16 protein-coding genes, 2 rRNA genes and 1 pseudogene are annotated in these 15,403 nt (G+C 34.9%); 13 read left to right on the plus strand and 6 right to left on the minus strand.

All coding sequences use genetic code 11. The annotated features are described in order from the left end of the window. The 8 genes and pseudogenes from DKK79_RS00150 to DKK79_RS00185 all read left to right on the plus strand — a co-directional run. Positions 1–229: ribosomal RNA gene (locus DKK79_RS00150) — 23S ribosomal RNA — on the plus strand; the annotation flags it as partial. 134 nt (positions 230–363) lie between these two features. Beyond that, positions 364–479: ribosomal RNA gene (rrf, locus tag DKK79_RS00155) — 5S ribosomal RNA — on the plus strand. A 75-nt stretch (positions 480–554) separates the two neighbouring features. Further along, a complete protein-coding gene (locus tag DKK79_RS00160; protein WP_110422370.1) occupies positions 555–1,121 on the plus strand; it encodes a pseudouridine synthase in 567 nt (188 codons plus the stop codon). A gap of 155 nt (positions 1,122–1,276) precedes the next feature. Further along, positions 1,277–2,200 (plus strand): annotated as a pseudogene (gene ftsY / locus DKK79_RS00165) (signal recognition particle-docking protein FtsY); the annotation flags it as partial. 9 nt (positions 2,201–2,209) lie between these two features. Then, positions 2,210–2,869: a cell division ATP-binding protein FtsE gene (ftsE, locus tag DKK79_RS00170; RefSeq protein ID WP_110422371.1), complete on the plus strand. Its 660-nt coding sequence runs from the start codon at positions 2,210–2,212 to the stop codon at positions 2,867–2,869. Then, positions 2,869–3,843: a permease-like cell division protein FtsX gene (ftsX, locus tag DKK79_RS00175; RefSeq protein ID WP_110422372.1), complete on the plus strand. Its 975-nt coding sequence runs from the start codon at positions 2,869–2,871 to the stop codon at positions 3,841–3,843. Before ftsE ends, ftsX begins: the two co-directional genes overlap by 1 nt. A 162-nt stretch (positions 3,844–4,005) precedes the next feature. Further along, complete coding sequence (rpoH, locus tag DKK79_RS00180) at positions 4,006–4,866, plus strand: RNA polymerase sigma factor RpoH (protein ID WP_110422373.1); 861 nt, start codon at positions 4,006–4,008, stop codon at positions 4,864–4,866. 89 nt (positions 4,867–4,955) lie between these two features. Further along, positions 4,956–5,024 (plus strand): helix-turn-helix domain-containing protein, encoded by a 69-nt coding sequence (locus tag DKK79_RS00185; RefSeq protein WP_110422541.1) that lies wholly within the window; start codon positions 4,956–4,958, stop codon positions 5,022–5,024. Between the two features lie 13 nt (positions 5,025–5,037). Here DKK79_RS00185 and DKK79_RS00190 read toward each other — a convergent pair whose 3' ends face one another. Further along, on the minus strand, positions 5,038–5,730 hold the full coding sequence (locus DKK79_RS00190) for an aspartate/glutamate racemase family protein (protein WP_034884557.1): 693 nt from the start codon (positions 5,728–5,730) through the stop codon (positions 5,038–5,040). 179 nt (positions 5,731–5,909) lie between these two features. On the opposite strand from DKK79_RS00190, the gene DKK79_RS00195 reads away from it, so the two are divergent. Both DKK79_RS00195 and cobB read left to right on the plus strand, forming a co-directional pair. After that, positions 5,910–6,725, plus strand: coding sequence for a hypothetical protein (locus tag DKK79_RS00195; protein ID WP_110422374.1), 816 nt, complete (start codon positions 5,910–5,912; stop codon positions 6,723–6,725). Positions 6,726–6,777: 52 nt separating this feature from the next. Further along, a complete protein-coding gene (gene cobB / locus DKK79_RS00200; RefSeq protein WP_181415205.1) occupies positions 6,778–7,464 on the plus strand; it encodes a Sir2 family NAD+-dependent deacetylase in 687 nt (228 codons plus the stop codon). A gap of 9 nt (positions 7,465–7,473) precedes the next feature. Here the strand turns inward: cobB and mtgA are convergent, their stop codons facing one another. Both mtgA and mobB read right to left on the minus strand, forming a co-directional pair. Continuing rightward, positions 7,474–8,166, minus strand: coding sequence for a monofunctional biosynthetic peptidoglycan transglycosylase (gene mtgA, locus DKK79_RS00205; RefSeq protein ID WP_110422375.1), 693 nt, complete (start codon positions 8,164–8,166; stop codon positions 7,474–7,476). Positions 8,167–8,247: 81 nt separating this feature from the next. Next, entirely contained in the window at positions 8,248–8,742 is a 495-nt protein-coding gene (gene mobB, locus DKK79_RS00210) for a molybdopterin-guanine dinucleotide biosynthesis protein B (RefSeq protein ID WP_110422376.1), read from the minus strand. Positions 8,743–8,815: 73 nt separating this feature from the next. On the opposite strand from mobB, the gene DKK79_RS00215 reads away from it, so the two are divergent. Continuing rightward, positions 8,816–9,856 carry a threonine aldolase family protein gene (locus DKK79_RS00215; RefSeq protein WP_110422377.1) on the plus strand — a complete coding sequence of 347 codons (1,041 nt, stop codon included), beginning with the start codon at positions 8,816–8,818 and terminating at the stop codon, positions 9,854–9,856. A gap of 274 nt (positions 9,857–10,130) precedes the next feature. On the opposite strand, the gene mobA is transcribed toward DKK79_RS00215, so the two are convergent. Continuing rightward, the gene (gene mobA / locus DKK79_RS00220) at positions 10,131–10,724 is read right to left on the minus strand and encodes a molybdenum cofactor guanylyltransferase MobA (RefSeq protein ID WP_110422378.1); all 594 of its coding nucleotides are present in this window, start codon (positions 10,722–10,724) and stop codon (positions 10,131–10,133) included. Positions 10,725–10,960: 236 nt separating this feature from the next. Here mobA and DKK79_RS00225 point away from each other — a divergent pair, with 236 nt between their 5' ends. Continuing rightward, positions 10,961–11,230: a YihD family protein gene (locus DKK79_RS00225; protein ID WP_034884473.1), complete on the plus strand. Its 270-nt coding sequence runs from the start codon at positions 10,961–10,963 to the stop codon at positions 11,228–11,230. A 14-nt stretch (positions 11,231–11,244) separates the two neighbouring features. After that, complete coding sequence (locus DKK79_RS00230) at positions 11,245–11,991, plus strand: DsbA family protein (protein WP_110422379.1); 747 nt, start codon at positions 11,245–11,247, stop codon at positions 11,989–11,991. An 88-nt stretch (positions 11,992–12,079) separates the two neighbouring features. Here the strand turns inward: DKK79_RS00230 and DKK79_RS00235 are convergent, their stop codons facing one another. Together DKK79_RS00235 and DKK79_RS00240 are read right to left on the minus strand one after the other, a co-directional pair. Further along, on the minus strand, positions 12,080–14,044 hold the full coding sequence (locus tag DKK79_RS00235; protein ID WP_110422380.1) for a MacB family efflux pump subunit: 1,965 nt from the start codon (positions 14,042–14,044) through the stop codon (positions 12,080–12,082). 1 nt (position 14,045) lies between these two features. Further along, the gene (locus DKK79_RS00240; protein WP_110422381.1) at positions 14,046–15,245 is read right to left on the minus strand and encodes an efflux RND transporter periplasmic adaptor subunit; all 1,200 of its coding nucleotides are present in this window, start codon (positions 15,243–15,245) and stop codon (positions 14,046–14,048) included. Positions 15,246–15,403 lie beyond the last annotated feature (158 nt).

The raw sequence follows: 15,403 nt of genomic DNA on the forward strand, positions 1-15,403 counted from the left end.
GTGAACGCACCGCTGGTGTTCGGGTTGTGATGCCAATTGCATTGCCCGGTAGCTACGTGCGGAATAGATAAGTGCTGAAAGCATCTAAGTACGAAACTAGCCTCGAGATGAGTTTTCCCTGATGAGAATCAGTAAGGTCCGTTTGAGACTAAGACGTAGATAGGTCAGGTGTGTAAGTGTAGTGATACATTGAGCTAACTGATACTAATGAACCGAGAGTCTTAACCTTACAACTCGGAGTTGTTTTGGGTACGCGAAGATAAAGATTGATTATGAGATAATCGAACAGTTTGTTCCGGATTGAGAGATTGTTGCGGATATGAGATAATGCGCAGCAATTGGAAGAAGAGAAGACAGAATATGTCTGGCGGTAATAGCGCGGTGGTCCCACCTGACCCCATGCCGAACTCAGAAGTGAAACGCCGTAGTGCCGATGGTAGTGTGGGTATTACCCATGTGAGAGTAGGGTGCCGCCAGACTTTTAAATATACGAGCCCAGCAGCAATGTTGGGCTTTTTTGCGTTCTAAGATTATTTAATTCTTCTGGGGATAAGATGAGTTCCTTAATCGCCTTTAACAAACCGTTTAATGTTGTGACGCAATTTTCTGCTCATGAAAAATATCAGACGTTAAAAGATTATATATCCTTACCAAGATTTTATCCTGCTGGCCGTTTAGATACTGATAGTGAAGGATTATTATTACTCACCAACGATGGTCAATTACAAGCAAAAATAAGTTCGCCAAAGTTTAAATTACCTAAAACTTATTGGGTACAAGTGGAGGGGCTAATTGATAACCAAGCGATTGATAAATTAACCAGAGGTGTTCAACTAAAGGAATTTCATACGGCACCGGCAATAGTGACTTTTCTCGATGAGCCAACTAATTTGTGGCAACGAGTCCCACCTATTAGAGAACGCAAAACAATTCCGACTTCATGGATCACTATTACCATAACCGAAGGAAAAAATCGGCAGGTTAGAAGAATGTGTGCTGCTGTTGGATTTCCTTGTTTACGCTTAATTCGCGTTCAGATTGGTAACTATAATTTATTTACTCATCACTTACCGTTAGGCGAATGGCGATCTATTAATATTAACGATCTTTATATTAGATAATTAATTTATGATCCTTAAAGAATTCTATTTTTGTAGGATCAAATAGATCAATAATATGATTCTCTTTGCTCGAATCCGTTGGGCTTTAAACTAAAATAAGATAAAATGATCACCAACATTGATCATGGGATAAGTTATTTATGATTGAAAAAAAGAAAGAAGGTTTTTTTTCTCGTTTAAAAAAAGGTCTTTTTAAAACTAAACAAAATATAGGATCTGGTTTTCTTAGCTTATTTAAAGGAAAAAAGATCGATGATGAGCTATTTGAAGAATTAGAAGAACAATTACTTATTGCGGATGTTGGTTTTGATACCACACAAAAATTAATAACTACGTTAACGCAGCAAGCTTCGAGAAAAGAGTTAAAAGATGCCGATGCATTACATGATCTATTAAAAAATGAAATGAAATCTATTTTAGATGGTGCTCAACAACCGTTGAATTTAGAAGAGCATAAGCCTTTCGTTATATTAATGGTTGGTGTAAATGGCGTTGGCAAAACCACAACCATAGGTAAATTGGCCCGTCAATTTCAACAACAAGGAAAATCGGTTATGCTTGCCGCTGGTGATACTTTTCGTGCAGCTGCCGTTGAACAGTTACAAGTATGGGGTGAGCGTAATAATATCCCTGTCATTGCTCAGCATATTAATGCTGACTCAGCGTCAGTAATTTTTGATGCTATGCAGGCGGCAAAAGCGAAAAATATTGATGTATTAATTGCAGATACAGCTGGTCGTTTGCAAAATAAATCTCATCTAATGGATGAGTTGAAAAAAATAGTCAGAGTAATTAAAAAACAAGATGAAACTGCGCCACACGAAATCATGTTAACCATTGATGCTGGGACCGGTCAAAATGCCATTAGCCAAACGAAATTATTTAATGAAGCTGTGGGTGTAACAGGGATGACATTAACTAAGTTAGATGGTACTGCAAAAGGTGGTATTATATTCAGCATTGCTGATCAGTTTAATATTCCAATCCGTTATATTGGTGTCGGTGAAAAAATCGAAGACTTAAGACCATTTGTTGCGGATGATTTTATTGATGCACTGTTTGATGAAACAGAAGAGTAGAGATAAATCATGATCCAATTTCAACGTGTTAGCAAAGTTTACCTTGGTGGCAAGCCAGCTTTGCAAAATATAACTTTTACTTTATCACCTGGGGAAATGGCCTTTTTAACCGGTCATTCAGGTGCAGGTAAAAGCACATTGATGCGTTTGATTTGTGGTTTAGAAAAAGCGAATGATGGTAAAGTATTATTGAATGGTGTTGATGTTTCCCGATTAAAAAAACATCAGATGCCATTTTTGCGTCGCACAATTGGTATGATATATCAAGATCATCAATTGTTATTTGACCATACTGTTTATGATAATGTGGCTTTTCCATTGATTATCTTAGGTAAGCCTGCTGACGAAATTAAAAAGCGTGTTTCAGCATCCTTAGATAAAGTTGGTTTGATTGATAAAATGAAATTTTATCCAATACAGTTATCTGGTGGCGAACAGCAACGAGTAGGTATTGCCCGAGCAATTGTCAATCGACCAACTGTACTACTTGCTGATGAACCGACGGGGAATTTAGATAATAAACTGTCAAAAGATATACTAAAATTATTTGAAGAATTTAATCAAACGGGGGTAACGGTGTTAATGGCAACCCATAATATGGGGCTTATTCGTCGAAAACATCACCGAATATTAAATTTGAATCAAGGACGTTTAGAGGTTAAAAATTGATGATAAAGGCAAAGTTTAAGCCATCTAAACAAAAAAAACACAAGAGCCATAGTTTTTTAGGGCGCTGGCAAAGACAGATTGGTTACGCATGGCATAATGTGTTTAACTATTTTTACCAAAACATCTTTGCCTCGTTGCTAACAATTTTTGTTATTGCTATTTCAATTACATTACCGACAATCGGCTATATATTATTGAAAAATGCCAATCAAGCTGCAGAACAATGGTATCCAACACCAAATTTAACGGTATATATCGACAAAACATTAAGTGAAGAGCAAAGCAAAGATTTAATTGATAAATTTAAGGCAATTTCTGAAGTCGAAAATGTTATTTATCTTTCTCGCAATGAAACTCGTGAAGAATTCAGAGCTTGGTCTGGATTTGATGATGCTCTTGACTTACTGACTGAAAACCCATTACCGGCGGTTGCTATTATCTTTCCAATTGAAACAGCTAAACAAACCAATAAATTACATGCATTACAAGCACAACTACAGAAAATAGTAGGGGTTGATGATGTGCATCTTGATGATAGTTGGTTTACTCGATTAATGGCATTAACTAATATGGTAAAATCCATAGTTTGGACCATTTCAATTTTTATGGTTATTGCGGTATCATTAGTTATTGGTAATAGTATCCGCTTGAATATAGTTGCTCGAAGGCAGACAATTATCGTTATGCAATTAATTGGTGCAACAGAAGGTTTTATTTTACGACCATTTTTATATAATGGCATTTTCACAGGATTGATAAGTGCTATTTTTGCTCTCATTCTATCGAAAGTATTTATTCTTCAAATAGATTCAACCATGTTGCAAGTATCCAATGTTTTTGGAAAAATAGTTAGTATAAATGGTCTTTCATGGGATGAAAGTTTATTAATTATTTTATTTTCGATAATTATAGGTTGGCTTTCAGCATTTATTGCCACTAAAAAGTATTTGAACGAAATGGTGATAGTCTCATAATTGTAGATTAATTATCTACGGTTTTTATTGGATGCTTTACTGCAAATATAATGATAAAAATGTGAACTAAATCACATTTTGGTGGTCTAACTAAACAGAAAGATTTTAAATTGCTACATTAATAACGTGTAGCAAAATTAGTTTAATTTAAGGGGGAATTAAATGACTACTGATTTAAAAATGCAAGCAGGTGCTTTAATCCCACAAGGAAATATCGAATCATACCTTCGCATGATAAATACCTATCCGATGCTAACAGCTGAGGAAGAAAAGTCTCTAGGTGAAAGACTTTATTATCATGATGATGTCGATGCAGCAAGACAATTGATTTTATCGCATTTACGCTTTGTTGCGCATATTGCTCGTGGCTATTCTGGTTATGGTTTGCCACAAGCTGATTTAATTCAAGAAGGTAACATTGGCTTAATGAAAGCGGTACGTCGATTTAATCCAGGAATGGGCGTGCGTTTAGTCTCTTTTGCCGTGCATTGGATAAAAGCTGAAATTCATGAATATGTATTAAAAAACTGGCGTATTGTTAAAGTTGCAACCACTAAAGCACAAAGAAAATTATTTTTTAATTTAAGAAAAAATAAACAACGTTTAGGTTGGTTTAATAGTGCTGAAGTCGATCTGGTTGCCGATGAGCTAGGCGTGAGTCGTAAAGATGTCTTAGAGATGGAGTCACGAATGGCAGCGCAAGACATGTCATTTGACATTGATAATGATGATGATGATAATTCAATTGTTGCACCGGCACTATATTTAGAAGATAGCAATTCTGACTTCTCAAAATCGATTGAAAATGACAATTGGGAGAATGATGCAACCGATAAGCTACATGATGCCTTATCTCAATTAGACGAACGTAGCCAAGATATTATTAAAGCGCGTTGGTTAGATGCAGATGATAGTAAATCAACATTGCAAGTATTGGCCGACAAATATAGCGTTTCAGCCGAACGTATACGTCAACTTGAAAAAAATGCCATGAAAAAACTACGAGTTGCTATAGAAGCATAATTGATTTTTTATTAATAATAAATAAGCCCTACTTTGGTTAAAGTGGGGCTTTTTTATAATCTGATTTATTTAAATAAGGTAAAGTAAAAATATTTGGGCTAGCAACACTAGAGGCAATCTGTAACTATTTATATTGCCAACCTGTTGATATATTGTAATATATTGAAGAAGTTACGAATTAATCGCTAACCATCCAGCTTCTTGAGCATGTAATAGGGCTGTATCAAAGAAAGGAATGGCATAATCTTGTTGGGATATTAATAAACCGATCTCGGTACAGCCTAAAATCACCCCTTCAGCACCTTGCTTAACGAGTTTATTAATAATATTGAGGTAAACTTGCTTGGATTCTGACTTAATTTTTCCTCGGCAAAGTTCATCATAAATAATATTATTGATGATTATTCTATCTTGTTCATCAGGAACTAAAACATTTAAACCTTTTTCAATTAGTTTTGATTTGTAAAAGTCTTGCTCCATGGTGTATTTGGTACCAAGTAATGCAACTGATTTTATTTTATCTTTAATCAAATGTTTGGCTGTTACGTCTGCGATATGAATGATAGGAATAGTAATCGCCTTTTGAATTTGGTCTGCAACCTTATGCATAGTATTGGTACAAATAATAATAAAATCAGCGCCGGCTAATTCTAATCTTTTAGCCGCATCGGTTAAAATAATCGCGCTTTTATCCCATTCATTATTCGCTTGGCAACTTTCTATCTCTTGAAAATCGACGCTATATAATAGTGTTTTGGCTGAATGTAATCCACCAAGTGATTTGCCAATAACTTGATTGATAACTTGATAATAAGTAACGGTACTCTCCCAACTCATGCCACCAATTAATCCAATTGTTTTCATTTCTAATACTCCATAATATTTTTTTCGTTACTAGCTAGTAGTAATTGATTATTAATTATAATTATTAGTATGTAAAGATGATGAATTAGAATAAAATATCATCAACTATCAGAGCGTTGTAGTAAATGAGTTAAAAAACTCATTGTAGCCGTTGGTTGATAAATGGATGATCATTATTAATGAAAAAATATAAAAACTATTTTGCATTTCTCTCATTTGGATTGCTGATGTTATCATTTTCATGTTTGGCTGAACCAAAAGTGATCCATGTGTTGGTGGCATTATGTGATAACAAATATCAGGCTATCGCTCCAGTACCTGCGGCAATTGGTAATGGTCAAGATCCGAAAAATAATCTTTATTGGGGCGCGGCTTATGGTTTTAAAACCTATTTTGCTAAACAAAAAGAGTGGCAAGTTCTACAAGTTAATAAACCCAATAAAGGCAAGATATTAGAAGAAATAATTTACAAACATCAAAGCAAGGATGTCTATCTTATTGCTCAGGCATATGATGGTAAATATATCAACGATACAGTAGATGATTTTATTAGTTATTCAGCCGGAAAAAAATCAGCGTCCTTTTTAATCGATAAAACTCAAATTGAGGCGGGAGCAAAAGCTCATTTAGTTGTTTATGTTGGACATGATGCATTAATGGAATGGTCTTGGTGGAATTATTTACCAGATAGTTGGCGTTGGTATACCCTTTCAAAAGCAGAACAAGAGAAACAAAAAACACGCTATGCAGCCGTATTTGCCTGTAAAAGTCAGAAGTATTTTACGCCGCCATTATCTCGATTAGGTATAACACCACTTATTTTAACCCTGCACCGTATGGCACCGGAAGCTTATAGTATTCATGCTATGATTAGTAGTTTGTTGAATGGTGAAGCAAAAGATGAAACAAGGCTTAAAGTAGCAACGGCTTATAGCCAATATCAAAAGTTAAGCAAACCCGCTTTACATATATTTACCACAGAATATAGTCAATAATGATGTTTAATTATAGTAGATGATTTAACTTATTAATAAAAGGCAAACAAATATGTTGCAAACACCTAAAATAGTCATTTTAACAGGTGCCGGTATCTCTGCTGAATCTGGCTTATCAACTTTTCGCGCCCAAAATGGATTGTGGGAAGGTCATAATGTGGATGATGTTGCCACCTACCAAGGTTATTTGCGTGATCCCATTGGTGTACATAATTTTTATAATATGCTACGCAATAAGTTACAAAATCCTGAGGTAAAACCCAATGCGGCTCATTTTGCCTTAGCGCAACTAGAGCAGACCTTAGGCTCGGATAATGTATTAATTGTTACCCAAAATGTGGATAACCTGCATGAAAAAGCCGGTTCAAAAAATATCATCCACATGCATGGTGAATTATTAAAGGTTCGCAATGAAAAAACCGGACAGATTCTTGATTATTATCAAGATGTCAATTATGAAGAAAACAAACTGATTCGCCCACATATAGTTTGGTTTGGTGAAATGCCATTACAGATGGATGAAATCTATGATGCGCTCTCAAATGCTGATTATTTTATTTCAATTGGTACTTCTGGAAATGTTTATCCAGCGGCTGGATTTGTGCAAATGGCGAATCAATTTGGCGTTAAAACGGTAGAACTTAATTTAGAGCCAAGTTTAGGTGAAAACTTATTTCAAACTAAAATTTATGGCCCTGCAAGTCAAGTGGTGCCAGAATATATTAAAAAATTTATTTAATAAATAATATCAATTGAGCTGTTTCAAGTAATTTTTACCACCTAAGTTGGTCATCTGTTGACGAATCCATTCAGCCTTTTTTTGGATCCTATCATTAGGATTAGCTGGGTTCCATTTTCTTGGATTTGGCAGGGTTGCAGCTAATAAACTCGCTTGATGTGGCGTTAATTGGCTAGCACTGACATTAAAATAGTGACGAGAGGCCGCTTCAATGCCGAAAATTCCTTCACCCCATTCAACGCTATTTAAATAGATTTCAAGCGTACGTTGTTTTGACCAAAGAACCTCAATCCAAACGGTAAACCATGACTCAAAACCTTTACGGATCCAACTTCGCGAAGGCCATAGAAATATATTTTTTGCCACCTGTTGAGTTATGGTGCTCGCGCCAATCATCTTTTGGTTTTTTTGATTATGAATTAATGCGCGATTAATGGCTTTAAAATCAAACCCCCAATGATCGGCAAAATGTTGATCTTCAGCGGCAATCACCGCAATTTTAATATTATCTGAAATCTGATCCCAATCTTTCCAGGTGCGTTGCTGAGTGATATTCCAATGAGCGATCTTTCTTTCCACCATCAACATTGAACCAAACGGATTAAACCAACGCATTAATAAAATAAGAAAAACCGAAACAAGCATAAATCCAAGTATGATTTTTTTTATGAGGTTTAATGTTTTCCTTAATTTGCGTTTCATAGTAGTCCAAATATGATTAGTTAAAAATAGTTAAATAAAGAATTAATCTAGCAAAAAAAACGTTAAGAAAGATACGCTATATTAACATTTAAATAAACTATTATTTATAAACTTAACTATTTGTTCTGGTTGGTTTATATCTAATACTGGTACAGATATGTTTAAAGACTCATCACTGGCAACGGCAATGGTAAAATTATCAATAAATAATGGTTTGGCGTTGGCTTTACGATGGCACATAATTTTGGGAATTTGCTCATCTTTAAATCCTTCAATAAATATCACGTCAACATCAGTAAAACGATCAATCAACGTTTTTAAATCGGCAGGAATATCTGGTGTTTCCTCAATCAATGCATAACGTTTATCACACGCAATAATCGTTTGTAGTGAACCTGCTTTGCGTAACTCATAGCTATCTTTACCGGGGATATCTAACTCAATATCATGGTGGGCATGTTTTAGTGACCCCACCTTAACATTTTGCAACACCATTAACTGAATAATTTTTTTTAACAAGGTAGTTTTACCAGATCCACTATATCCAGTAATCCCAATAATTTTTTTACCATTCATAGATTTTCAACATTATCATGTTATATTTAAGTGCAAATATTACATCATTTTATACAAGATTAAAGGTAATGGTATGTACGATTTTTTAAATGATTATAACCAAACGGTTCACCCTCAATTATTAAAAGAATTTATCGATATCAATAATAAAAAATTGAGTGGTTATGGCTTAGATGATTGTTGTAATGATGCCATCAATCACATTAGACAAATATTAAATTCACCGAATGCCGATATCCATTTTATGGCAGGAGGAACCATTACCAATTTAACGACAATTTCCCATATTTTAAAACCTTATCAAGCAGTGATTGCAGCCGAGACCGGACATATCAATGTGCATGAAACTGGCGCTATTGAGGCGACAGGGCATAAGGTGGTAACAGTTAAAACCGAAGATGGTAAATTAACCCCAGAATTAATAAAACCGATTTTAGATTATCATTGTGACGAACATATGGTTCACCCCAAACTGGTGTACATATCCAATACTACCGAATTAGGTACTCTATATAGCAAGCAAGAGCTGAAAGAACTGTATCAATTTTGTCAAAAAAATCACCTTTACCTTTATTTAGATGGTGCTCGTTTAGCAATGGCATTAGGTGCGAAAGATAATGACATTACTTTCCCTGACTTAGCTAAATATACTGATGTATTTTATATTGGTGGTACTAAAGTTGGTGCTTTTGCTGGTGAAGCATTGGTATTTAATAATCATACTATCAATCATGACTTCCGCTTTAATATGAAACAAAAAGGGGCAATATTAGCGAAAAGTTGGATTATAGCCGTGCAATTTAAAGCATTAATGCAAAATGACCTCTATATTTCTTTAGGTAAACATAGTAATACCATGGCTGAAAAACTGATAACCTTATTTGACAATCAAGGATTTACTTTTGCAGCAACACCACAAACCAATCAGTTATTTGTTAAATTGCCCAATCAACTAGCCAACAAAATTGTGTCGCTTTATGCGGTGGATAATTTAGGACAAAGCGATCTAGACCATATTTGTTTACGCTTTTGTACTTCATGGTCGACCCAAGAAATCGAAATAGAAAACTTTGCTACACAACTAAAGAAGCTGCTTAAAAATAAAAAAAGTTGAGGAATGGGATTTTGGAAATCTTGTATGGCTGAAAACCCCAGTTACATCAGCTAAGCTTTATAATCATGTAATCTCCTAAAAGCATTAGTGCTCAAAAAGGCCAAAACAGTATTATAAATAATTGAGAAGCAAGGTTTTTAAACTATGAGATCGCTAAAAATCCTATTTATACCAGCTAAGCTTGGCAATGAACTTATCTACTAAAAGTATTGCTAATCTAAGGAAATTAAAAATTGTATTTGCAAAAATGTTGAGGAACGGCTTTAGATAGGATTTACTTATTCGCTTTAATTGCCAAATTAGCACTTTCGAGCATTTCAATTGTATTAATATTGGTAAAACTAGCCGGCGTATCGCTAAAGTCAACCGCAGTTGCATGAATTTGTTTTAAAAATAACATCAGTTTACGATCACCATTTTCCAAATATTTTTTTAGTTGTGGGATGACGGATTTATTGATTAATAAAACGGTTGAGTGATTATTCTTGCCATCAAAAGGGAAAATCGCTTGATGGGTTGTAGTGAATTTTGCTAAACGAATTAGTAGATCAACCGGTAAAAAAGGGGTATCACAACTAACAACTAAGTTCCAATCTGTCGAGCTGCGCGATAAGCCGCTATAGATACCGGCAAGAGGTCCTAAAAATCCCGGTAAATCATCACCAAAAACTGGGTAATCTAACGCACCATACTGATCAGTATGACGATTACAATTAATCATTATAAAATCGACTTGCGACTTAACTCGATCAATAACATGCTGAAAAAGTGGTTTTTCAGCTAATAACATTAAGCCTTTATCCACACCATTCATACGGTTACTTTGGCCACCAGCTAAAATAATGGCTGTCACAGGCAGTTTTTCCATAAATACTTTCTCTTTTACATTGCTAAAAAACAAAATAACATTACTATATAGCAAAGTTATTTTTAGATACAAAATTTAGCGTTAGTTATCCGTTTATACAGTCTTTATGTTCTCATTAGATTAAAAGCCAAGTATAAACTAGAAGCTTTTTAATATACAGATTGCAATATAAAGATTAACATAAAGGTTTATATCATCATCTTCAACATAGTTGAATAATTAAAAAGGTAATTATTATGAAATGTCATCGTATTGATGAATTAATTGAGTTATTACAACCAGCTTGGGAAAACGATTCCGATCTCAATTTGTTACAGCTTTTAGATAAATTGGGTAAAGAAGCTGGTTTTGATGGTGATTTAAAAGATCTTAGTGATGAAGTTTTAATTTATCATTTAAAAATGCGTAATTCAGATAAAAATGAAGCCATTCCTGGATTAAAAAAAGATTATGAAGATGATTTTAAATCAGCAATATTAAAAGCTCGCGGAATTATTCAAGAATAAGGAGAATGAACTAAATGAAAAAAACGCTCATTGCTATTGGAGTATTACTAACTTCTATGAGTAGCTTTGCTGACGAAGCACCGATAAATACTAAGAATGATACTCAACCAGCTACAGCAAGTGCCGTCTCACAATTAGAACCGATTGAAAGTGGTAAACAATATGGTGTTTTGCCATTTCAGCCATCTCCAGACAAAGAAGTTGTCGAATTTTTCTCATTCAATTGTCCTAGTTGTTTCAAATTTGAAAGCGAATATCATGTACCAGGTGAAATTGCTAAAGCATTACCTAATGGTACTCAATTTAAACGTTATCATTTAGAAAATTTTGGCCCTTTAGCTAAAGAGTTAGCTGAAGCGTGGGCAGTTGCTAATGTTTTAGGTATCGAAGATAAAGCTTCTGATGCACTTTATAAAGCGGTACAAAAAGATCGTAAAATAAAAACCGCGGAAGATATTAAAGCTGTGTTTGCTGATTTGGGTGTTGATGCTGAAAAATTTGATAAAACTAGACAAAGTTTTTTAGTAAAAGCATTTATGGCACAACAAACAGAGGCAATTAAGCAATTAAGTCCAGATTCAATTCCAACTGTTGTGGTTAACCGTAAGTTTTTTGTGAATTCACAAGGCCTAAATGTTAAAAGTACCTCTAATTTTATCAATGATTATGCGAGAGTAACTGCTTACTTAGTTGGTTTAGATCCTAATATTAAGGTTGAAAACGATAAAAAATCGGCAAATGAAGACAAGTCAAAAAAATAATTAGTTGACGTTTTTAATTGTTTATTATGAAAATTGAGATCCCTTTGTCGTTAATTAGTACAAAGGGATTTTATTTTAATGGGATTTTTTATTCTCTTTCTAATGCATAAATTGGATCAAGTTTTGCCGCTCGTTTTGCTGGAACATAGCCAAAAATAATCCCAATCATCGACGAACAGCTAAATGCGGCAATAATAGAAATAATAGAAAAACTCATAGCAAACGAAGTCACTAAATAATTAAAAATAAAACCAATTAAAAATGACAATACGATCCCTAATGTACCACCGATTAAACAAACCAGTACTGCTTCAATAAGAAATTGTTGCAAAATATCACTCGAACGCGCACCAACTGCCATACGAACACCAATTTCTCGCGTTCTTTCTGTGACAGATACCAGCATAATATTCATTACCCCAATACCACCAACGACGAGAGAAATTAAAGCAATAGTTGAGATCAGCAAAGTTAAAACCCAAGCTGATGAATTGACGGTTTCTCGGATACTATCGGAATTAAAGATAAAGAAATCTTTAGTGCCATGGCGTTGCAGCATAATTTTATTAATCGCTTGTTCTGCCACACTTAAATCAATATTATCATTTATTCGAACGGTAATACTTTTTAATGATGTTTGCCCTACCATACGATTAATCACAGTGGTGTAAGGTAACCAAATATTAAGGCTTTCGTTACTACCAAACCCTTGCTGTTGTTTAGTGGCAACTCCGATGATTCTAACCGGTAATTGACCAACCATAAGAATTTTGCCTACTGGATTTTGTTCGCTAAACAGCCTTTTGACAGTGTTCTCATCAATTACCGCTTCTTGAGCTGATGCGTTTACAGCCTCTTGATTAAAGGCTATTCCTTGGCTAATGGTATAGCCTCGTACGGCAAAAAATTGTTCACCTACACCATTCACCGTACCGGTCACAGCTAAATTATTTATTCGAAAATAGACGCTAGTGGAAAGATTTGGTGTTGTACTATGAACAAAGCTTTGTTGCGCGAGAAAATCGGCATCTGAAGAACGTAAAGTTGTGATTTTATCCGCGTTACGATCACCAAAACCGCTACCGGCATAAATTTCTAATGTACTTGTACCTAACGAATTAATATTGGATAGTATTTTCTGTTTTGTTCCTTCACCTAAAGCAACCATAGATACCACAGAAGCAATACCAATAATAATTCCTAGCATAGTCAAAAACGTGCGTAACCGTTGTGACAACATGGATAATATTGCCATTTTAAATGCATCACGAAAACGGTAATATTTGGCGGAAAAATTATCTTGCGTTTTGGTTATTTCGATTTGCTTAACTTGTCGATTATCAACTTGATCAGATGAGTAATTGGGATTAATTGAATCAGAAATAATATTACCATCACTAATCTCAATAATCCGTTGTGCACTTTGTGCAATATTCGGATCATGGGTAACAATAATAACAGTATGCCCTTGTTGATGTAGTTCTCGTAAAATGGTCATGACTTCTAAACCACTTTTACGATCGAGGGCACCGGTTGGTTCGTCAGCTAAAATAATTTGTCCGCCATTAATTAATGCACGGCCAATACTAACACGTTGTTGTTGTCCACCCGATAATTGATTAGGCTTGTTATTTATTTTATCAGCAAGGCCTAAACGTGCTAATATGTTAGCCGCTCGACTTTGACGTTGTTCATTGGTAACACCTGCATAAATGGCTGGTATTTCAACATTACCTTGTGCCGTTAATGCATTTAATAAATGGTAACGTTGAAAGATAAATCCAAAATGTTCACGGCGTAGTTCTGCTAACTCATCAGGTGATAATTGATTGGTGGTTCGCCCACTAATTGAATAAGTTCCTCTGGTTGGCTTATCCAAACAACCGAGAATATTCATTAGTGTCGATTTGCCTGAGCCTGAAGCACCAATAATCGCAACCATTTCTCCAGCATTGATGGTTAAATTGATGCCTTTAAGAACTTGTATCGTTGATTCTCCAGCGGGAAATTCACGAATAATATTTTCAAGTTTAATTAATGGAGTATTGGTCATCTTAGAATCTTATCCTTGGTCCTTTGCTATTGGGATTAAATGTTGCACCATTTGCGCTACTAACAACGACAACTTCTCCTTCTTTAAGACCTGATTTGATTTCAACATTAATATTATTATTAATCCCTAAATTGACTTCCCGTTCCTCGATCTCATTGGATTGATTTAGAATATAAACAATTGCTTTATTAGTGCCTATATTTTTTTGGATAGCCTGAGATGGAATCGTAAGTACATCCTTCGCTTCTGCTAACACAATATACACTTGAGCCGTCATTGATATCCGTAAAATACGATCAGGATTATCAACATCCAACAATCCATTATAGTAAATAGCAGTTTTGGTGGTAGATACTGAGCTTGAAGTCGAACTTTCGGTATTAATTGAGTCGGGTGCGGGTTCGATCGCTCTTAATGTCAATCCATCAAAACGCTTATTGGGTTGTCCCAAAATTGTAAAGTAAACCGGCATACCTTTTTTAACACCAATAACGTCGGCTTCTGAAATTTGCGCCTCAATGGTCATTTTATCCAGTTGGGCAACTTTAACGATAGTTGGCGCACTTTGTACCGAGTTTACTGTTTGTCCCTGATCAACCGGAATGGCGACTATCACACCATCAATCGGTGAACGTATCTTAGTGTAACCTAAATTAACTTTTGCCGTATCAACCGCCACTTGAGCACTGACGATATCAGCATCGAGGGCGGCAATATCGGCCTTAATCGCATCAAGATCAGCTTTGGCGGAATCTAAATCCGATTGGACGCCGACCCCTTTTTTAACCAACTTTAATTGACGTTCATAGATTAATTGATAGTTGACTAATTTAGCTTTCTTTGAAGTTCGCTGGGCTTCTAAGCTATTAAGCGATGCTTCCGATTGTTTAAGATCATTACTTTGTTTAAGATCGTCGATCTCAGCAATCATATCACCTTGTTTAACTTCATCACCAAGCTCAACATACAGTTTTTTTATCTGTCCAGAAACTTGCGCACCTACGCTAACTTGTTTAAAGGCACTTATGGTGCCATCAGCAAGCACCGTTTTCTCAACATTCCCTTTAGTGACTGGCGATGTAATATAATTGACCGCTTTTTCCACAGGGAAAAAAATAGCTTTTACTATAAACAACAATACTAAAGCGGCAATCGTGATAACGATATATTTGAATCTTATGAATTTTGCCAATCTTTTCATCCTTTATTTTTTTGTTATTTTTTGAGCATTGTATCGTATTAATTCAATTTGCAATGATAAGCAAAGATAATAAATTGTAATTTTTATGAAAATTTTTAACTATGCAAAATAGTAAAGATGTTATTGAATTAATAGAAAAAAAATGATTATTCTAGTAA

The sequence above is a fragment of the Gilliamella apicola genome (assembly GCF_003202915.1).
GTDB lineage: Bacteria > Pseudomonadota > Gammaproteobacteria > Enterobacterales > Orbaceae > Gilliamella > Gilliamella apicola_Q.